This window comes from Lentzea sp. NPDC102401, from assembly GCF_044765805.1.
Taxonomy (GTDB): Bacteria; Actinomycetota; Actinomycetes; order Mycobacteriales; family Pseudonocardiaceae; genus Lentzea; species Lentzea sokolovensis.
In genome coordinates this window covers 765,005-783,809 of the sequence record NZ_JBIWKS010000004.1, presented here as the reverse complement: position 1 = coordinate 783,809, position 18,805 = coordinate 765,005, and the positions used below count along the sequence as shown (strand labels likewise).

Genomic DNA, 18,805 nt, shown 5'->3' with positions numbered 1-18,805 from the left:
GTTGGGCTACGCGTTCACCACTGCCGACGTGGCGTTCCTGCGCTCTGCCGCCGGAATCGCCGCGTTGGCCGAGGTGGACGCGTTGCCTTTTTCCGACGCTTCCCGGTTGCGCGACGTCGAGGTGGCGCGGAAGCTTCTCGGGCCGTCGTTCGCCCCGGTCGTGGAAACCGTGCTGCTGCGGCGTCGTGCGGTGTCCAAACTGGACTCTTCCGGTTCCTGGCTCTTCACCGACGACGCGCTTCAGCAGGCCACGGCCTCCGCTGTCGCTCGTCATCGCGCCCTGCGGTTCGTTGACCGCGACGTGCACGACGTGACGTGTTCGGTGGGGGCGGATCTTTTCGCGTTGAGCGCGGTGGCGTCCCGTTGCCTCGGCTCTGACCTCGATCCGGTGCGGCTTGCCATGGCGCGCAACAACGTTCCGGGTCAGCTGGTCGTTCAGGCCGACGCGTTGCGGCCGGTGTCGAGGGCCGGTGCCGTCACCGCCGATCCGGCCCGCCGCGATTCCGCCGGCCGTCGCAAGTGGAACCCTTCGGACTTCGTGCCGCCGCTGGACGAGCTGTCCGAGGTGTACGCGGGCGTTGATCTCGCGGTGAAGTGCGCTCCCGGCATCGACTTCGCCGTCGCGCCGTGGGCTGCCGAGATCGAGGTCGTGTCGCTGGACGGCGCGGTCCGGGAAGCCTGTCTGTGGACCCGAGGCCTTGCCACGCCTGGGGTTTCGCGCCGCGCCTCCGTTCTGCACGGCTCGGATTCGTGGACCCTGACGGACGCCGAACCCGACGACTGCCCGGTCGCCCCTCCCGGCGCGTGGATCGTCGATCCGGACGGCGCGGTCGTGCGCGCCGGACTGGTGCGACATTACGCGGCGCGGCACGGATTGTGGCAGCTCGACGAACGCATCGCGTACCTGAGCGGGGACGAGCCGCCGCCGGGCATCCGCGCGTTCCGCGTGCTCGAACACGGGCACTACGCGGAGAAGTCGCTCAAGTCGTTGCTGAAGACGCGCGGGGTCGGTCGGCTGGAGATCCTGGTGCGCGGCCTGGACGTCGACCCGAACACGTTGCGCAAGCGGCTCAAGCTCTCCGGTTCCGCGTCGGCCACGGTCGTGCTGACCCGGATCGGCTCAAAGCCCGTCTTCGTGCTGTCCGAGGCTGAGCGCACTTAGCGCGAGGTCCAGGCGTTCCTGGTCGTGTTTCGGCCGCAGCCTCTTGCCGTGCGTGAGCGTGGCGAAGCCGTGCAGCGTGCTCCAGTAGACCTCGGTGAGCGTCTCCAGATCTCGTTCTCCCGCAACGGGTTCGACCGCCGCTACCAGCTCCGCGAACGCGTCGAGCAACTCCTGTGGCACCTCGCCCGTGCCCCACGGAAGGTCGACCTGCTGCACGAACATCGCGTCGTAGAGCGCGGGCCTCTCGCGCGCGAAGGCCAGGTAGGCCTCCGCCGTCGCCCGTAGCCGCGACTGCCCGCGCACCGGACGGGCCTGACGCAACTGCCTGGCCAGCACCCCGCATCCCTCGATCGCGACGGCGCGCACGATCGCGTCCTTGCCCTTGAAGTGGCTGTAGAGCACCGGCTGGCTGTACTCGACCTTCTCGGCGAGCCTGCGCGTGGTCACCGCGTCCCAGCCCTCCTCCTCGGCCAGCTCGCGGGCCGCGTCGATGATCAGCTGATGCCGCTCCGCGCGTTCGCGCTCGCGCCGGTTCTGGATGCTCATCCGCGAAATCTAGCATCGCTAGACAAGCGAGCGCTTGCAATGTTAGCGTCGCTCTTGTCGCTAGCACTGCTAGATCTCACGGAGGATGCAATGCGTTTGACCACGATCATGGGGTGGCTCGTCGTGCTGGCCGGTTTCTACTTCGGCCTCAGCTACCTGCTGAACGGCGACAGCGCCGCAGCGGGTTTCGGCATCGTCGACCCGACCGGCTACTACGTCGTGAAGGGCGTACGCGACGTCGCGTACGCACTGACAGCCCTGATCTTGCTGTTGATGGGCCAGCGGCGAGCCCTGGGCTGGGTGGTCCTGGCGGACTCGATCATCCCGATCGGCGACTGCCTCGCCGTGATCACGCACGGCGGCACGGTGGGCTACGCGCTCATGGTGCACGGCTCGGCAGCCGTGCTGGTGCTGCTCACCGCCGGTTTGCTGCTGCGGGAGACAACGCCCGAACGGCCTCGCGCAGTTCCGGCTCAGTGATCTCCCCGAGCAACAGCCCGGTCAGCACGTGGAACGCCCGCGCCAACTCGTCGGGATGCGTGGACAACACGAGCGTCCCGGTGAACGCGCCGGCGTTCCGCAGGTCGTCCAGCCCTCGCCCCTGCACCGCGTTCACCTCTTCGCGCAGGCACCACAACGACATCACGTGGTCGCGCATCCCGTTGATCATGTAGACCGCCTGCCACGAACGCCCGCGCGCGATGGACGACCGCGCGTGCAGCGCGTACAACCAGGCAAGCCCGATGAGCTCGTCCCGGTCGGGCTGCCCGGACTGCGGCAGGTCGTTCGTCTCACCGAACAGCAGCTTGAAGGTGGGCCCGGTCGCCCCGAACTCGTCCGACGGCCAGAACGCGACGTCCACCTGCAACGTCGACCGCATCAGGAACACGCGGAACAGGACAGTGCCGCGCCGGACGTCAAGATGGCTGACGGCGCCGCACGCGTACATCAACGCCGTCCAGTCGGCGACCACCGCGTCCAGTTCGCGCTCGACCGACAGCGCGAAGTCGATGTCGGACCAGCGATCTTCCGCGCCCACCGCCGCCGACCCGGTCAGCGCCGCTCCGACCACCCTGGGATCGACGTCGGCGGCGTTGACGAGGTCGCGGCGCAGCTGATCACGCTCAGAAACCGAGAACACCGTCCAAGATTATTGACCGCCGCATCAGCTTCGCTGGAGACCGTGACATTCCACGTCAGCCGGGCTTGCGCACGAGGTTCGTGTACCCCGCCAACGCCAGCGTCGCCAACCCCCACACGGCGAGTTGCACCAGCCAGATGGCCGCCGTGAACGCCTGCCCCTTCTTCGACGCGGTGTCCAGATCGCACCTCGTGCGCATCCCGGTCATCGCCAACGGCAACCCGCGGTCCAGTCCGAGCCCGACCAGTTCGACCGTCGAGCAGGGAGCCCCTGGAGTGGTGACCCGTTCGGCGACGTGATGTCCCGGACGGGTGTCCACCTGCCCGGCCCACCAGCCGATCGCCCCGGCGGCGACGAGCACCAGCAGCAGCGCGGCGGCCGTGCGGCGCGCTCGGTAGCCGTATCCGGCCAGCACTCCCCACAGCCAGTGGAACCACCGCGTCAACGGCCCGCCCAACGACTGAGGGCTGCGCCGGCGCAGATCTGTCTGTTGTGCCATGAGAATCCGCCGCACGGTGCCGTCGTGCCCGGCCGCTCGCTCGACCGCGGCCAGCCGCTGGTAGGCCGAAGCGTGATAGGCCGGGGTGTGGCAGCGGATCACGTGCAGCCACTGTTCCCAGTCCCACCCCGATCCGAGGGCGGGGTAGGAGAAGTCGTCGATGCTGACCAGACTCGCGTGTTCGCACTCCGGGCCGCGACCGAGCGCGGGGCACAGCGCCGCGTGCGGCAACCTCGCGGACACCCCCACCACCATGTGCTGGAGGTTCATCACCAGGTCCGACGCCGACCTCAGTTCGACCGTGTCCGCGCAACCGAACCTGCCGTCGACGTGGGTGCCGATCAGGCTGAGCGCGGGGCCGTCGCCGCCCGCCGAGAACCGGTTCTGGCCGATCATGACCAGGGAGTCGCCGATGCGGGCGCGGTCGGCCCTGATCGCGGGACCGGCCGTGTTCGTCAGTGTCGCGCCGGCGAACTGGAGGGCGTTCCCGATGCGGGCGCCGGCCAGGTCGGCCGCTCCGAACTCGTCGTGCCCGGTGAGGAGAAGGCCGTCCCGCAGCAGGAAGTTCCCCTCGACCTGGATCCCGTTCGCCTCCAGCGCGGGTCCCGCGGCGTTGGTGATCTCCGTGCCGGTCATCTCGGCATGTCCTGAGATGTGCGCGCTGACGAGGCGGACCGAGCCGGCTTCACCGTGCCCGGTGATCCGATTGCCCTTCCGCAGCGAGAAGTTGCCGCCGACGGTGACGTTGTCGAGGACCAGCGCGGCCCCGGTGCTGTTGGTGATCTCGGACTCCGCCACCTTGAAGTTCGCCGTGACGTGGGCGCCGAAGAGGTTGAGTGCGCTGCGGCCGTCCCCGGCGATCTGCACGCCACGCAAGGTCAGGTTGCCGCCGACCTTCAGTCCGTCGGCGTGCAGCGCGGCGCCGCCGGTGTTGGTGATCTCCAGGTCCGCGAACTCGACGTCGCCCGCGATGCGCGCGTCGAGAAGCCTGATCGTGCCGCGGGCGTCGTCTCCGGTGATCTGAATCCCGCCGCGCAGGAACAGGTCGCCGTCGAGCTGGAGGCCGTTCGCGTGGATCCCGGCACAGCGTCCGCCGTAGAAGTGCAGTTCCGGCAAGCTCGCGTAGCGGGCCATGACGGGCTCGTCGATCGTGCAGTCGCTGAAGCTCAACCCGGCCACGGCTTTCACGCGGACGAGGTCGAGAGTGCCCTCGATCCGCACTCCGCGCAGCTTCACCCCGCCCGGATCGAGCTCACCGCGGCGACCCATCAGCAGCTCCCTGACCAGGCCTGCCCGCACCACGTTGGCGGGCTCGGCGCACTCCAGCCACTCGCCGTCGCGGGCCGCCTTGATGAGCCGCTGCTCGATGTCGCTCACGTCCGGATCATCCTCTCGGCGGGTGCGGCCGGGCCGGTGAACCGAGCCGCACCCACCGGGATGGACTAACCCAGTGCCACCGCGAAGATGTGCATGTCGCCGTCATCCGGCAGCACGACGCTCGCCAGCGTTTTGCCTTCCGGAGCCACGTACGTCTTCGTCGCGAAGATGTGCGTGGCGACCTTCTCGTTCCCGCCGCCCAGCGTGTTGCGGTACGGCGTGTTCGCGACGATCACGTTGCCGAAGCTCGGTGCCGCCCCGCCGCCGCCCAGCGTCCAGTCGCTGAAGCCGATGTCCACCGACGCCGTGGTGCCGTCCGTGAACGTCACCGTGGCCGCCTTCGTTCGCGCTCCGTTGGCCGCGGAGCCGACGAAGGCGAGCTTGGTTCCGGACAGGGCAAGCGTTTGCTTCCTGGCGGTCGCGTTGTCGGGACGGCCGGGAGGCGACGACGGCCACGTGAACGTGAGGCCGTCGACGGTGCTCGTGCCGCCCGGCGCAAGACCGGCCGTGGCCAGTGCTTCGCGCGAGTAGCTGTAGCCGCCGCCGTCGAAGTCGCCCTCGCCGTCAGCGTCGGCGGAGGCGCCCACGTTGTTCACGGCGGCGAGCATGCTGCCCGCCGGCGCGACCTTCACCGTCTGCGGCAGCACGACCGGCTTGGCCGCGCCCTCGACGGTCACCGTCACGGTGATGTCGTAGAAGCCTTGTGCCGTACCGGTTTCGGCCGTGACCGTGAACTCCGAGGGCACGGCACCGGTGGTGGGCGTGAACTTCAGCGTCTCCGGGCCGGTGATCGTGTAGGTCGCCTTCGGATCGCCGTCGTAGAGCTTGACCGAGTTGACCTTCGCCGTGACCGACTTGCCGGGCTCGACCACGAGCTGCCGCGGTTCGACGGTCAGGAAGTACGGCTGGTCGTGCTTGATCGGCTTCTCGCCGTCGCGGAACGACGGCGGGGCGTCCGTTGCGCCGGTGCCCCACGCGGAAGGTGCCTTGCCCAGCACGAAGTCCAGCTTGCCGCCGCGCTGCACGAGCGACTCGGGCAGCCAGGTCTTCGAGGACGCCTTGCCGTTGACCTTCAACGACTGCACGTACTTCGTGGCGGCGTTGGCCTGAGGAGCGTTGATCGTGATGTCCTTGCCGCCACCGCGGTTGATCTTCACCGACGTGAACAGCGGGCTGCTCAGCACCAGCTCGGCGCGCGAAGGCACCTGCGGGTAGATGCCCATCGCGGTGAACACGAACCACGACGACATCGCGCCGAGGTCGTCGTTGCCGGGAATGCCGCCGGGGGCGTTCTTCCACAGCGTGCCGATCGTCTCGCGCAACGTCTCCTGCGCCTTGGCGGGCTGGCCCGTGTAGTTGTAGAGCCACGGCACGTTCACGGACGGCTCGTTGTCCAGTTCGGACTTCGCACCACCGCGACCCGTGAGAGCCCAGCTGCCGTCGGCGTTGTGGAAGAAGTCGTCCAGCCGCTTGTTGGCGCGCTCACGGCCGCCCAGCGAGTCGACGAGCCCGGCGACGTTGTGCGTGACCATCCACGTGTACTGGGCGCTGCTGCCCTCCACGAACCCGTTGCCGGTGTCCGGCGTGAAGTCCTTGACCCACGTGCCGTCGGCGTTGCGGTTGCGGATGTAGCCGCCGGTGCTGTCGGCGACCGGGTCGAAGTTGTTCTGCCACCACTGCGCGCGTTCGGCGAACGTCTTCGCGACCTTCTTGTCGCCCGTGCGTTCGGCGAGCTGGCTGATCGCGAAGTCCGCCGCGGAGATCTCCAGCGTCTCCGCCGCGCCACCCCACGCGTTCGACACGGACGGCATGTACTTGTTCTGCAGGTACTTGTCGAGCGACGGCCGCTGCCCGACCGACATCACGGCCCAGCCGTCCTTGCTCAGATCCAGCGGCGTGGGCACGGTCGCGGCCTTCACCAACGACTTCAGCGACGCCTTGACGTCGTACCCGTCGCCGCCGAACGCCGAGATGGCCGCCAGCGCGATCGGCGCCGGGTCGCCGTTCATCACGTGCGTGCCGCCGCCGTTGTGCGTCCAGCGGTCCCACACGCCGTTGTTCTGCTCGGACTGGTTGAGCAGCGACTGCGCGATGTCCGAGCCGATCTGCGGTTCGAGCATGGTGAGCAGCTGCAGTTGGGATCGGTAGATGTCCCAGCCGGAGAACGTGCCGTACTGGGCTTTCTGCCGTCTCTTGTCGATCTTGTGGGTCTTGCCGTCGAACCCGGCGTACTCGCCGTTGACGTCGCTGAACAGGTTGGGGTGCAGCAGGGAGTGGTACAGCGCCGTGTAGAACTTCGTCCGCTCGTCATCGGAGCCGCCGCCGACCTCGATGCGCTTGAGCTGCTTCTGCCACGCGATGTACGCGTTGTCCCTCATGTCCTCAATGGACTGGCCCTTGTTCTCGGCCTTGAGGTTCGCCTTCGCGTTGTCCAGGCTGACGTAGGAGATGCCGACCTTGACGCCGACCTGCGAACCGGGCGCGAAGCCTAGGTAGGCGCCGGACCCCTTGCCCAGCACCGGCCAGCCGTTCGTCCCGTAGGTCGTGCCGCCCTTGGAGGACGTGCTTCCGGCCGTGACAACGTTGTCCTGGTACGTGCCGACCTCGGTGAACTCCTGGTCGAACTCCGCCACGAAGTGCAGCGTGTAGTAGCTGCGGCGGCCGACCTGGTTGATGTAGCCGCAGAAGTTTCCGCTGGTCACGCTGCCGGTGATCGTCCGCTTGTCCTTGTCGACCACCGTCTGGGCGTCCGACGAGCCGACCTGCGACTTGGAGGTGTTGATCAGCACCGTCGCCGGCTTGTCGGCGGGGAAGCTGAACCGCGCGGCACCGGTGCGTTCGGTGGCGGACAGCTCGGCCTTCGCGCCGGACTTCAGCGTCACGTCGTAGCGGCCGGGCTTGGCCACCTCGTCCGCGTGCGCGAACTCGCTGGCGTAGACGGCGTCGGTCGCGTCCGTGGTCGGCGACGTGGTGACGGCCCCGACGTGCGGGAAGATCGGGATGTCACCACTTCCGCCCGCGCAGCCGGTCCCGGACATGTGGGTGAGGCTGAAGCCGCGGATCTTCGTGGCGTCGTACCGGTATCCGCCGGGAGCCGCGGCGCGCAGGGTGTTGCCGCGACTGGCCTCCGGGCTGAAGGAGAACATGCCGAACGGCACGACCGCGCCGGGAAAGGTGTTCCCGAGGTTGGTCGTGCCGATGAACGGGTTCACGTGTGCTGCCGGATCCGGCACCACCTGGATCTGGGGCTGAGCGGAGGCAGGGACCACTCCGAACGTCATGGCCACCGCTACCGCAGCTGTCGTGAGGACTCTTCGCTGCATGGTCGCGGACCCTACTTTCCGTGCCCGCCCAACCCCAGACAGCGACGTGAAGTTGTCGTCAAACGGACAAGCGCTGCTCCATGAAGGCCCTCAGCGCGGGCCAATCGCAGTCCTCCGCGACCTCTACCTGGTGCTTTCCCCCGACGAGCGCACCCTCGTCGTCGATGTCGAGGCCGTGCGTCTTCAGGCGCAGGGTGCCGGGCACGATCGCCTCCGCCACGGCGACGGCGTCGTGGATCAGGATGCCCTCCTCGCGCCCGGACATGTTCTGCTCGGAGTGCCTCGCGAGGTAGGCCCGGTAGGTGCCGGTGAGGTTGCTCAGCACGGGGTCGACGTTCGCGAGGAACTCGGTGTCGGCGATGCACCGCTGCGTCAGGTTGAGCGGCACGACGATCGGGTTGCCCTTGCGGATGACCGTCCGCGCGGCCTTGGCGTCCGCCCAGAAGTTGAACTCGGCGCGCGCGGTCATGTTGCCGAGGCCGAGCCCGCCGCCCATGACGATCAGCCGCGGGAACTCGATGCCGGCGTCGAGCGCGTGGGCGATGTTGGTGAGCGGCCCGATCGCGGCGACCACGGTGTCCTGGGTGAGGTTGTCGGCGAAGAACCGCACGGGATCCTCCCCGTGCAGCCCCTTCGGGTTCTCCGGCAACGTGAGCGCCTGCCCGCCGAGCCCGTCCTCACCGTGCACGTCCGCCGCGCCGCCCGGCCCCTCGAACCCCCGCACCACGGGCACGTCGGTGCGGCCGAGGTGAGCGAGCAGACGCAGGGCGTTGCGGGTGGTGAGGTCGAGCCCGACGTTGCCGAACACCGTCGTGAGGCCGACGAGGTCGACCTCGGGACTGCGGGCCGCGAGCGCGATCGCGAACGCGTCGTCGACGCCGGGGTCGGTGTCGATGATGAGAGGGTGAATCATGCCTCTAGGGTGCCTGAGACTCGGCGCCGACCTCGGCCACGTCCCACACGACGTTCCGCAGGCCCGGCCGTTCGAGGTAGCCCTTCTCCAGCATGTCCGCGTGGTAGCGGCGCGCATCGGCCTCGTTGTCGTACACCTGGATCGCATGGCCGTCCTGCGTCCACGTCCCGTGCGCGAACCCCGGTAGCCCGACCTTGCTCGACGCCATCAAGGGCACCTGCGCCCGCCACTCGTCGTGCATTTCCGTGCTGAGCTCCCACACCCCTACGACCGCCCACATGCCGCACCTCTGTTCGCCGTGGTCACGACACCCTAGAACCGTTTCCGCGCCGCCCGCAGCCCGAAGTTAGAGTCTTCGTCCATGACTTCCATGTGGGGCGCTCCGGTGTGGACGCGCTGGGCCAGGTCGCGCCGGGACCCGCAGCAGGCCCGGTTCCTCACGATGGCCTCCCTGCGCTGGGTCCTGCGCCACCGCGCCTACACCCCCTGGTACATCGTGCGGTACTGGCGGCTGCTGAAGTTCCGCCTGCTCAACCCGCACGTGGTGCTGCGCGGCATGGTGTTCTTCGGCAAGCGCGTCGAGGTCATGGCCCGCCCCGGCTTCGGCCGCCTGGAGATCGGGCGCTGGGTGCACATCGGCGACGGCAACGCCATCCGGTGCCACGAGGGGTCGCTGCGCATCGGCGACAAGGTCGTGTTCGGCAAGGACAACACGGTCAACTGCTACCTCGACATCGAGATCGGCGCGTCCTCGCTGGTCGCGGACTGGGTCTACATCTGCGACTTCGACCACAAGGTCGAGGACATCACGCTGCCGATCAAGGACCAGGGCATCGTGAAGTCGCCGGTGCGCATCGGGCCTGACTGCTGGCTCGGCGCCAAGGTGACCGTGCTGCGCGGCACTCGTGTCGGCCGCGGGTGCGTGCTCGGCGCGCATGCCGTGGTGCGCGGGGACGTGCCGGACTTCAAGATCGCGGTCGGGATGCCGGCCCGGGTGGTGCGGGATCGGCGGGCCGACTACGAGGCTGATGCACAGCGGCGGGCGGACATCGCGGACATGGCCCGCAAGGCCAAGGACGCCTTGGCCAAGCGAGCGGAGGCCTGACGGGTCAGCGAGTTGCGTGTCGCTGCCAGGTCAGCGGCACGAGCTCCGGGCGCTTCGGGGTGAAGCCGTCCCCAGGCTGCCGCCCGATGAGCTTGTTCCGCGTCCGCGTGTAGGCGACGGGCAGCACCTGGTCGCGCAGCCACCGCCAGTGATCGAGAACGGAAGCGCTCGCGGCCGTGCCCTCCAGCGGCATCAGCCAGGACTCGTCGAACGGGATCTCCAACGCCGACAGCACGTGGCCGGCCAACCGCCTGTGCCCCAACGACGACAGGTGCAGGCGGTCCGGGCCGAAGTAGCGTGAGTCGTGCACGCACTCGTCGGCCTCCACGTCGACCAGCACAGCGCCGTAGCGGGACGCCGCGGTGCGCATGGCGGAGTTCAAGGTCTCGATGCGCGGACGCATGCGCCGGCCGAACGGCATGCGGTGCGAGATGTCGCTCAAAGTGAAGACGGCGACGGTCGGCGCGAACGACGTCACGGCGCGCACCATCGCGTCTGCCCGCTCAGCGATCTGGTCCAGAGTCGCGTTGGACATCACGTCGTTGCCGCCGCCGAAGAGCACGACCAGGTCGGGCTCCAACGCCGCCGCGGACGGGACCTGCTCCACCAGCATCTGGTCGAGACGGCGGCCGCGCACGCCGAGGTTGGCGTAGCGGAAGCCCGGCGCGTCCAGTGCGGACGCGACCCGGTCCGCCCAGCCCCGGTAGCGGCCGTCGGGAAGCAGGTCGTCCAAGCCCTCGGTGCAGCTGTCCCCGAGCGCCACGAAGCGTTGGTATTTCATTCAGTCCTCGGTCACCTTTTGTTAACGGGACCGGCGACTGTAGCTGACCTAGGTGAACAGATTGCCCGTCGCGATCTTGGGGCGGCCCAGGACGCGTGGTTCGCGCACCAAAGCCTTGGCGTAGACCGAAGCCGTGTCGGTGGCGATCGTGGCCCAGTTGAAGTCGGAGACCAGACGAGCCTTCGCGGCGCGGGCACGGGAGGCGGCTGAGGCGGGATCGGACAGCACGTCACGCACGGCGCGCGTGAGTCCGTCCACGTCACCGGGGGTGAACGACAGGCCCGTCACCCCGTCCAGCACGACCTCGCCGAGTCCGCCGGCGGTCGACGCGACCAGAGGCGTTCCGGCGGCCGCCGCTTCCAGGGCCACGATGCCGAAAGGTTCGTAACGGGAGGGCAGCACGACGGCGTCGGCCGCGGTGAGCAACGCCGCCAAAGACCTGTCCGACAGATGGCCGACGAACTCCACGGCCCGCAGCACGCGGTGCTTGCGCGCCTGGTCCTGCAACCACTCCGTCTGCGAACCGCCACCGGCGACGACCACGCGCGTGCCCCGGTGGACACGGCGGATCCGGGGGAGGGCGGCGATCAGGTCCTGGATGCCCTTCTCCCACTCGATCCGGCCGAAGAACAGCAGCAGCGGATCACCGTGCGGCGAGTACGTGCGCCGGGCAGCGCCGACGTCCTTCGCCCGCACCTTCCAGCCGCCCGGCTCGATGCCGTTGTGCAGCACGGAAACGTCAGCGGTGTCCACTTCGAACAGATGCGCGACCTCGCCGCGCATCGCCGACGAGCAGGTGATCAGCGAGTCGGCGCGGTTCGCCAGCCACCACTCCACCGAGTGCACCTGCTGGTTCAGCGAGTGCGACAGCCAGCCCGAGTGCCGACCGGCCTCGGTCGCGTGGATCGTCGCCACCAATGGCACGCCGAACGCCTCGGCGAGCGCCACGGCCGGGTGCGCGACCAACCAGTCGTGCGCGTGCACGACGTCGGGACGCCACGAGTCCAACGCCAGCCCAGCGCGCGTCATCGCGTGACCCATCGCGAGTGTCCACGCCAACAGGTCCTTCTCGAACACGAAGTGCGCCGGGTCCTCGGCGACGCGGACCAGACGCACGCCCTCGCTCACCACGTCCACGGTGGGATGCGTGATCGCATCGGTGCCCGAAGGTTGACGGCACAGCACGACGACGTCGTGCCCCTGCGCGGCCAACTGTGTCGCGAGCGCGTGGACGTGCCTGCCCAGCCCGCCGACCACCACCGGCGGGTACTCCCACGACAACATCAGCACGCGCATCCCGCTACCCCATTCCTCGCGCGTCCAGGTGCCCGAACGGGCCGTCTGCCGCGCGGAGCTCCGTTGCTCTCGCCTGTCCACGACCGTTTCGGGTCAACGCCGCGAGCTCGCTGAAACGATCGCTGTGAATCTTCGCGCGGTAACGGGCGTAGTCGGCGGCCGAGTCCTTGGTGACCATGAACGCCCAGTCGCTCGACAACGCCAGCAGCGCCTCGCGCACCGCCTGGTCCAGCACCGGATTCCGCACGTCGGAGGAGAAGTCCAGCCCCAGCAGTTCCTTCTGCACCGACTCGTTCAACGACACGATGTCCGACACCTGAGCGCCGTCCCACACGCGCCAGTCCTTGCCGCTGCCCCACGACGACGCCGGCAGCTCGACCGGAGCGCCCACGTGCCCGGCCTCAACGGCGCCACGCAACGTCGTCACGCGCACGCCCGCTTCCGGCAGCGCGCGTAGCACGGCTTCCAGCCACAACGGACCCTCGTGCCACCAATGCCCGTACAGCTCGGTGTCGTAGGCCGCCACGACGAGACCGCCGTCGATCGCGCGCAACCGCCGCACGACCGTCTCCACGAAGTCGGCGACGTGCCTGTCGAGAGCCTCGCGCGCCAGCAACGGGTCGTACGGCCGCTTGTCCTCCGGCGCCACGTTCTTGCCCGTCACCCGCGACGGCTTGAGGCCCGTCGGGTGATCGTAGGTGTGAAAATCCCGGTACGCGGCATCGCCCGGATAGCCGACCTTCGGCGACCAGACGCGGTACGAGACCTCCAGATCACGCCCGAACGCCAGCACGTCGGACGAACCGACCGGATGCGCGGCCGACGTGTCGCCGTGCAGCGCGGGTCCGTCGACCATGAACCGCCGCACGCCCGCCGCCGCGTACCCCGCCTCCATGCCGGGCGAGTAACCGCACTCCGGCGCCCAGATCCCTTCCGGCGCACGGCCGACGCGCAACGCGGTGTCGTCCAGACCGGTTCGCAGCGCGAAGGCCCGCACCTGCGGATCCAGCAACGGCTGGAAGGGATGCGTGGCGGGCCCGCCGAGCAGCTCGATCGTCGAAGAGTCCACAAGGGACCTCAGGACGGGCGAGAACCCGTGCCGCCACTGGCTTTCGAACCGGTCCAGTGCCCAGGAGGACGCGCGGTGCTCGTACGCCGACAGTTCTGGCAGCCGTTCCCCGGCGAAGTGCGAGCGCAGGTGCCAGTTGCCGAGCCAGTCGTGCATGCCGCGCAGGCAGTACGGATCGTCCAGTTGCGCGGCCAGGATCGGGGTGACGCCGAGCGTCAGGACGTCGGAACGGCCCTCGTCGGCGAAGCGGCGCAGCATGTCCACGATGGGCAGGTACGAGTGCGCCCACGCCTGGTAGAGCCACTCCTCGCCGACCGGCCACGCGCCGTGGTGGGCGAGCCACGGCAGATGGCTGTGCAGGACGAGGCAGAACGTGCCCTCGGAAGCCTTGGACGTGTTGCTCGACGTCACGGACGCACCGCCACGGCCACGAGATCGAGGCAGCCGTCCATGTCGTCAGGGGTGATGTCGAAGTCCTCCACCGTCACCGACTCCACAGCCTCCTTGAGCTCGACCGGCCACGGCGCACCGGACAGCGCGACTTCGACCTGTGCGTTGATGATCTGTCCGTTCAGGAGCGTGTCAAGCCTCTGTCCGTGACGCAGTCCCGTCAGTTCGTCAACGCGGAAACCAGCCTCGCGCAGCATCTCGTCCAGTTCGGACGGTGCGAGTTCCCTGGTGTGGAACGGGTTCAGCGGCGTGTCCTGGCCGGGCGAGAACGTCAGCCTGTTCGGCGTCGTCACGATGAGCCTCCCACCTGGACGCAGCACCCGCAGGCATTCCGCCAGGAACCCCTCCTGGTCCCACAGGTGCTCGATGACCTGCAGGTTCGCCACGACGTCGACGCTCCCGTCGCGCAACGGCAGCGCCGCCAGGTTCCCGCGGAGCACGTTGAGCTGCGGGTACGCGCGCGACACGTGCTGCGACGTCAGCTCGTCGTAGTCGAGCGCGATCACCCGGCGCGCGACCGTGCGGATCAGCTGGGCGCCGTAGCCCTCGCCGCAGCCCGCCTCCAGCACGACGGCGTCCGCACAGTGGCCGATGAGGTGGAGATATGCGGCCTCATGGCGCCTGAACCAGTAATTCTCTTCCGCGATACCGGGCACGGTGCGTTCGCCGGTCAGGGGGAGGGTCACGCCCGCCAGGTTACTTGCCAGTAGACCGCCTGCGAACTACCTGGTGCGCGATGGCGGTCGCGATGCCCGCCGCGGCGAGTGCCGCCGTCGTCGTGGAGTCCATGTACTTGGACAGGCTGGGCGCCTGACTCGGCCCGGCCAGCCACATCGTCAACGGGGTGGCGTAGGCCAGCGTGAGAGCTCCTGACCACCAGCGCAGGGCCTGGGGGCGGCCCTTGCGCAGACTCGCGACGAGCACGACGGCGATCGGGATCCCGGAGAGCAGGCCGAACTTGCCGATCACCATGACGGGCACGGCCCAGGCCGCGACGAGGACGGACTTCGACGGGTGGACGGCGGCGCGGGTGCTGGTGGACATGATCTTCTCCTTCTGGGTTGCGGGGGTCTGAACGTCAGTTCTGGGCGGGACGGGCTTCGGCCGCGGCCTTGAGGTCGGCCAGCCAGAAGTCGAGGCCGGGGCCGAGGAGCTTGATGGCCGTGGCCGGGTCGGCCTCCACCTGGGCGCCGGTCCAGCTCTCCTCGGTGCGGACCAGGACGCCGCCGTCGACCTCGGTGAAGGTCCAGACGTGGACGCCCTCGTCGATGCCCAGGCCCTCGCCGACGGCGGGCCCGCTCCAGCGCACGCACTCGCCGGTCTTCACGCCGAGAACGGTCGAGGTGATGTTCAGCGTGGTGGCGGGCGTCGTCGGCGTCGCGGGTGCCGGGGTCGTCCACTCGAACTTCGAACCCGCCTTCAGCTCGCCCTGATCCAGCCGCTTCGCGGTGGTGACGGCCTTCTGCCAGGCGGGCCAGCCCTCCACCTCGGTCTGCACCTTCCAGACCGTGCTCAGCGGCGCGTTGATGCGGGTCTCGGTCCGGTGGTGCAGCTGGGCGGCGGGGTTGATGCCCTGGCCCTCGCAGGTCACCGAACCCGTCGGGGCTGCGCTGCTGCTCGGGGCGGGAGCGCTGGACGGCGCGCTCTGGCACGCGGTGATGGCGAGCAGTCCGGCGCTGAGCGAGAGGGCGGTCAGGGCGATGCGCGTGCGGGTCATGTGACTTCTCCTTCAGTTCGTTAGCGGCAGTCGCGGTAGTTAGATGCTCTAACTCTTGTGACATGCAGAAGCTAAGCTGAAGTCTGCGTGACTGTCAATAACGAATGTGAGAGGGTCTAACCATGACGGAGCCGGCAGGGAACCCCCGAGAGCGCTACCGGGCCCAGGTTCGTGACGAGGTCAAGCGGCACGCGTGGGACCAGATCGCCACGGCCGGGGTGACGGCGTTGTCGCTCAACGCCATCGCCAAGGAGATGGGCATGAGCGGGCCCGCGCTGTACCGGTACTTCGCCGGTCGCGACGAGTTGATCACCGCGCTCATCCGGGACGCCTACCGCAGCCTCGCCGACACCGTCCGCGCCGCCCACGCGGCCGGCACCACCGCGGTGGCCCTCGCCGCGGTCATCAGGGAGTGGGCCCTGAGCGACCCGCAGCGCTATCTGCTCATCTACGGCACGCCCGTGCCCGGCTATCACGCGCCCGACGACGTCACCGCGATCTCGGACGAGATCCTGACGGTGTTGCTGGAGGTCTGCGCGGGAGAGCCGGACGAGGAGCCGAAGACCCCGTTCGACGTCGTCCTGGGGATGAGCCGGGGATGGGCGGGCGCGCTGCCCGCGTCGTCGCCGACGGTGCACCGCGCGCTGGCCTTCTGGACGCGCCTGCAGGGCGTGCTCTCACTGGAGCTCGCCGGCCACCTCGCGCCGCTCGGGTTCGATCCGGGGCTGCTCCTCGCGGAGGAAGTGGCCGAACTCTGATCAGAACGGCGAGACGGTGACGGCCAGCGCTCCCGGCCCCACGTTCGCGCCGATCGCCGCGCTGACCTGCGTCAGGACGACGTCGCGGGCGTGTGGGATCCGCTTCTGCAGCATCCCGAGCAGCTCGTGGCCCTCCTTCTCGGCCGCGAAGTGCTCGACCGCGAGGTCCACGTTGCGTCCGTAGGCGAGCGCCACCGCCTTGTCCGCGAGTTTCGCCAGCGCCCGGTCGCGGCCGACGACCTTGTCGAACGGCTCCACCTCGCCGTTCACGACCGTGAGCAGCGGCTTCACCGAGAGCGCGTCACCGAAGAGCTTCGCCGCCGCGCTCACCCTGCCCGCCTGGCGCAGGTAGTGCAGCGTGTCGACGTAGATCAGCACGTTGGCGTCCCGGCCGCGCTGCTCGGCGACACCGCGCGCGTTCTGGACGTTGCCGCCGCTCTGCACGATCCGCGCGGCCGCGAGCGCGGCGAACCCGAGCGTCATGCCCGACGAGTGCGAGTCCACGATGAACACCGGCACGCGCGACTTGGCCGCGGCCACCTTCGCCGCGTCCGTCGCGGGGGAGAGCTTCGGCGTCACGTGCACCGAGATGATCGTCTCCGCGCCCTTCGCCCACGCGTCCTGGTAGGCCCAGAAGAACGCGTCCGGCGCCGGCGGCTGCGTCGTGATCGGGATCTGCGCCTCCATCGCCTGCAGCAGCCTGTCGGTCGGCACGTACGCCTCGTCGATCAGTTCCGACCCGATCTTGAGCTGCATCGGGACCGTGATGATGTTGAACCGGTCCGCCAGACGGGCCGGAAGCGACGCGGTCGAGTCGGTGACGACGGCTACTCGTGAGGACACGAACGAGAAGGCTAACGAAGCGTGATCGAAGTAGCCACGACCGATGGAAGGCAATTCGTGTGATCTCGACCTTGACGGTCGCTTTCCGTGCACGGCGAACGCGCGGAGTGAACACCTCGAAAAGGAGCCCTGCTTGACACAATCGGGTGACTGCGAGCCGTTTGGTGTTGATCTACAGATGTCGCGTTTGCCCAGTAAGGACGGCTTATTCCACGTGTTACATCAACTCCGTCCGTCCATTGTCGACGCTGGTTGGGGTCACCGCCCGTGGGTAAGCTCGCACAATCTTCAGCCCGGTTGAGTGAGTAGGTGACCATGGGTGCAAAAGAGCAGGAACTAGTTCCGCTGCACGCCGGTTTCGACGTTGTCTACCGAGGTTTTCATCGACGTCAGGTCATCGACCACATCGAGAATCTCGAGGAGCAGCTGCGCTTCACGAGCCTCGATCGGGCCGAGGCGCTGGCGCAGGCGGCCGATCTGCGCAAGCTGCTGGAAATGACGCGGCAGGACCTGGAGGAGGCGCGCGCCAGGATCGAGCGCCTCGAATCCACTTCGGGTACGCACGCGAGCGCCACCGAACGGATGCACCGCATGCTCCGCCTCGCTGAGGACGAGACGGCGGAGATGCACCTGCAGGCCGAACGCGAGTGCGCCGATCTCCGTGCGCGCACCGACGTCGAGGTCGCCGAGCTGCGCGCCGACGCCGAACGCGAATCCGCGGCCATGCGCGCCGAGGCCGAGTCCGAGCTCTACGCCTCGCGCCAGGACTGCGCCACCCGCGCCGCCGCCATGGAACGCCGCGAGCTGGAGATGGAACGCCGCTGCACCGACCTCGAGGCCCAGCACCGCCAGCGCGCCGACGAGGTGGAGCGCGAGTGCACCGAGGCCGTCGCCCAGGCGCAGGCCGACGCGGACATGCTGCTGCGGGAGACCGCTCTGCAGTGCAACTCGCTGGAGGCCGACTCCGAACGCAAGCGCGAGAAGGCCCAGCAGTTCTTCGAACTCACGATGACCCGGCGCCGCAACGAGGCCGCGCAGCACCTGCAGGAGCAGGAGGCGCTGGCGCGGGCACGTTCGGAGTTCATGGTGAAGGTGGCGTGCCGCGAAGCCCAGCGCCGCCTGGCCGAGGTCGCCGACCGGACCGACGAACTGCACGAGCTGAAGCGGGTCGTCCACTCGCAGCTGTCCGCCGCCCGCGCCGCCCTGTCGGTGGCCGCCGATCGCGTCACCCCGCTCCACATTCCCGAACAGGTGGCCGCGTCATGAAGCGCTGGGTTCCGTTGCTCGTCGGCGCGTTGATGGTGCCCGCGTCGGTCACGGTGTTCGGTTTCTCCGTGTACGGCGACGAGCTGGAGACGGCGCTGTCGTCGTCGCCCGCCGTGCCTGCCGTTCTCGCGGGCCCGGTGCCGGTCGCCGACTTCGTCGCGCCGCTGCGGATGGAGCCTCCCGCGCCCGTGACGCTGCCCGCGGCGGTGGCGCAGGAGGCGGTGCGGAACCTGTTCACGTCGCACGCGGTCAAGGGCATCACGTTCGCACCGGGCACCGCGTCGTTGGTGGGCCGCGGTGAGGACGTGCGGCGTTCTCTGGCCAGTGTGCTGCGCAACGTCACCGGCTCGGTGACGTTGGTGGCGCACGCGTGGAACGGCGAGACGGCGTCGCACCGCTGTGACGTGCTCGCGATGGAGAGGGCCGGCCTGCTGCGGCAGTACCTGGCCGAGCAAGGGGTGGACAGCGAGATCACCACTCGCGTGATCGTGGACCCCGTGTGGGGCCCGCCCTCGGACTTCGGACCTCAGATCGACGTCCTCGTCAACTAGGAGCCTTC

At 69.0% G+C, this 18,805-nt stretch carries 19 protein-coding genes; 6 read left to right on the top strand and 13 right to left on the bottom strand.

Going from position 1 to position 18,805, the window contains the following annotated elements:
• The first annotated feature begins 1 nt into the window (after position 1).
• A complete protein-coding gene (locus ACIRG5_RS18905) occupies positions 2-1,162 on the top strand; it encodes a class I SAM-dependent methyltransferase (RefSeq protein ID WP_402906123.1) in 1,161 nt (386 codons plus the stop codon).
• Here the strand turns inward: ACIRG5_RS18905 and ACIRG5_RS18900 are convergent.
• Positions 1,121-1,708 (bottom strand): TetR/AcrR family transcriptional regulator, encoded by a 588-nt coding sequence (locus ACIRG5_RS18900; RefSeq protein WP_402906121.1) that lies wholly within the window; start codon positions 1,706-1,708, stop codon positions 1,121-1,123. The genes ACIRG5_RS18905 and ACIRG5_RS18900 overlap by 42 nt on opposite strands.
• Positions 1,709-1,798: 90 nt before the next feature.
• Here ACIRG5_RS18900 and ACIRG5_RS18895 point away from each other — a divergent pair, with 90 nt between their 5' ends.
• Positions 1,799-2,188 (top strand): DUF4267 domain-containing protein, encoded by a 390-nt coding sequence (locus ACIRG5_RS18895; protein ID WP_402906119.1) that lies wholly within the window; start codon positions 1,799-1,801, stop codon positions 2,186-2,188.
• Here the strand turns inward: ACIRG5_RS18895 and ACIRG5_RS18890 are convergent.
• From ACIRG5_RS18890 to ACIRG5_RS18870, 5 genes are all read right to left on the bottom strand, one after another.
• On the bottom strand, positions 2,124-2,849 hold the full coding sequence (locus ACIRG5_RS18890; protein WP_402906117.1) for a nucleotidyltransferase domain-containing protein: 726 nt from the start codon (positions 2,847-2,849) through the stop codon (positions 2,124-2,126). The two genes, ACIRG5_RS18895 and ACIRG5_RS18890, sit on opposite strands and share 65 nt — an antisense overlap.
• 55 nt (positions 2,850-2,904) lie before the next feature.
• Complete coding sequence (locus tag ACIRG5_RS18885; RefSeq protein WP_402906115.1) at positions 2,905-4,725, bottom strand: hypothetical protein; 1,821 nt, start codon at positions 4,723-4,725, stop codon at positions 2,905-2,907.
• A 65-nt stretch (positions 4,726-4,790) separates the two neighbouring features.
• A complete protein-coding gene (locus ACIRG5_RS18880; RefSeq protein ID WP_402906113.1) occupies positions 4,791-8,048 on the bottom strand; it encodes a GH92 family glycosyl hydrolase in 3,258 nt (1,085 codons plus the stop codon).
• A gap of 58 nt (positions 8,049-8,106) precedes the next feature.
• Positions 8,107-8,961 (bottom strand): nucleoside hydrolase, encoded by an 855-nt coding sequence (locus ACIRG5_RS18875; RefSeq protein ID WP_402906111.1) that lies wholly within the window; start codon positions 8,959-8,961, stop codon positions 8,107-8,109.
• A 4-nt stretch (positions 8,962-8,965) separates the two neighbouring features.
• Entirely contained in the window at positions 8,966-9,241 is a 276-nt protein-coding gene (locus ACIRG5_RS18870) for a hypothetical protein (RefSeq protein WP_402906109.1), read from the bottom strand.
• 81 nt (positions 9,242-9,322) lie between these two features.
• Here ACIRG5_RS18870 and ACIRG5_RS18865 point away from each other — a divergent pair, with 81 nt between their 5' ends.
• A complete protein-coding gene (locus ACIRG5_RS18865) occupies positions 9,323-10,066 on the top strand; it encodes an acyltransferase (RefSeq protein WP_402906107.1) in 744 nt (247 codons plus the stop codon).
• Positions 10,067-10,070: 4 nt separating this feature from the next.
• On the opposite strand, the gene ACIRG5_RS18860 is transcribed toward ACIRG5_RS18865, so the two are convergent.
• From ACIRG5_RS18860 to ACIRG5_RS18835, 6 genes are read right to left on the bottom strand one after another with little or no spacing between them, the layout of a single operon-like run.
• The gene (locus ACIRG5_RS18860) at positions 10,071-10,847 is read right to left on the bottom strand and encodes an SGNH/GDSL hydrolase family protein (protein WP_402906105.1); all 777 of its coding nucleotides are present in this window, start codon (positions 10,845-10,847) and stop codon (positions 10,071-10,073) included.
• A 48-nt stretch (positions 10,848-10,895) separates the two neighbouring features.
• Positions 10,896-12,143, bottom strand: a complete 1,248-nt coding sequence (locus tag ACIRG5_RS18855; RefSeq protein WP_402906103.1) for a glycosyltransferase family 4 protein — start codon at positions 12,141-12,143, stop codon at positions 10,896-10,898.
• 4 nt (positions 12,144-12,147) lie between these two features.
• A complete protein-coding gene (locus tag ACIRG5_RS18850; RefSeq protein WP_402906101.1) occupies positions 12,148-13,623 on the bottom strand; it encodes a 1,4-alpha-glucan branching protein domain-containing protein in 1,476 nt (491 codons plus the stop codon).
• On the bottom strand, positions 13,620-14,348 hold the full coding sequence (locus tag ACIRG5_RS18845) for a class I SAM-dependent methyltransferase (RefSeq protein WP_402906099.1): 729 nt from the start codon (positions 14,346-14,348) through the stop codon (positions 13,620-13,622). Before ACIRG5_RS18845 ends, ACIRG5_RS18850 begins: the two co-directional genes overlap by 4 nt.
• A gap of 10 nt (positions 14,349-14,358) precedes the next feature.
• Positions 14,359-14,706, bottom strand: coding sequence for a hypothetical protein (locus ACIRG5_RS18840; protein ID WP_402906098.1), 348 nt, complete (start codon positions 14,704-14,706; stop codon positions 14,359-14,361).
• A 34-nt stretch (positions 14,707-14,740) separates the two neighbouring features.
• Positions 14,741-15,379, bottom strand: a complete 639-nt coding sequence (locus tag ACIRG5_RS18835; protein WP_402906096.1) for an SRPBCC family protein — start codon at positions 15,377-15,379, stop codon at positions 14,741-14,743.
• 122 nt (positions 15,380-15,501) lie between these two features.
• Here ACIRG5_RS18835 and ACIRG5_RS18830 point away from each other — a divergent pair, with 122 nt between their 5' ends.
• Entirely contained in the window at positions 15,502-16,137 is a 636-nt protein-coding gene (locus ACIRG5_RS18830; protein ID WP_402906094.1) for a TetR/AcrR family transcriptional regulator, read from the top strand.
• Here ACIRG5_RS18830 and ACIRG5_RS18825 read toward each other — a convergent pair whose 3' ends face one another.
• Entirely contained in the window at positions 16,138-16,980 is an 843-nt protein-coding gene (locus ACIRG5_RS18825; protein WP_402906092.1) for a DegV family protein, read from the bottom strand.
• Between the two features lie 315 nt (positions 16,981-17,295).
• Here ACIRG5_RS18825 and ACIRG5_RS18820 point away from each other — a divergent pair, with 315 nt between their 5' ends.
• Together ACIRG5_RS18820 and ACIRG5_RS18815 are read left to right on the top strand one after the other, a co-directional pair.
• Positions 17,296-18,246 (top strand): hypothetical protein, encoded by a 951-nt coding sequence (locus ACIRG5_RS18820; protein WP_402906090.1) that lies wholly within the window; start codon positions 17,296-17,298, stop codon positions 18,244-18,246.
• Entirely contained in the window at positions 18,243-18,797 is a 555-nt protein-coding gene (locus ACIRG5_RS18815; protein ID WP_402906088.1) for a hypothetical protein, read from the top strand. The genes ACIRG5_RS18820 and ACIRG5_RS18815 overlap by 4 nt, the downstream gene beginning before the upstream one ends.
• Positions 18,798-18,805: the final 8 nt, after the last annotated feature.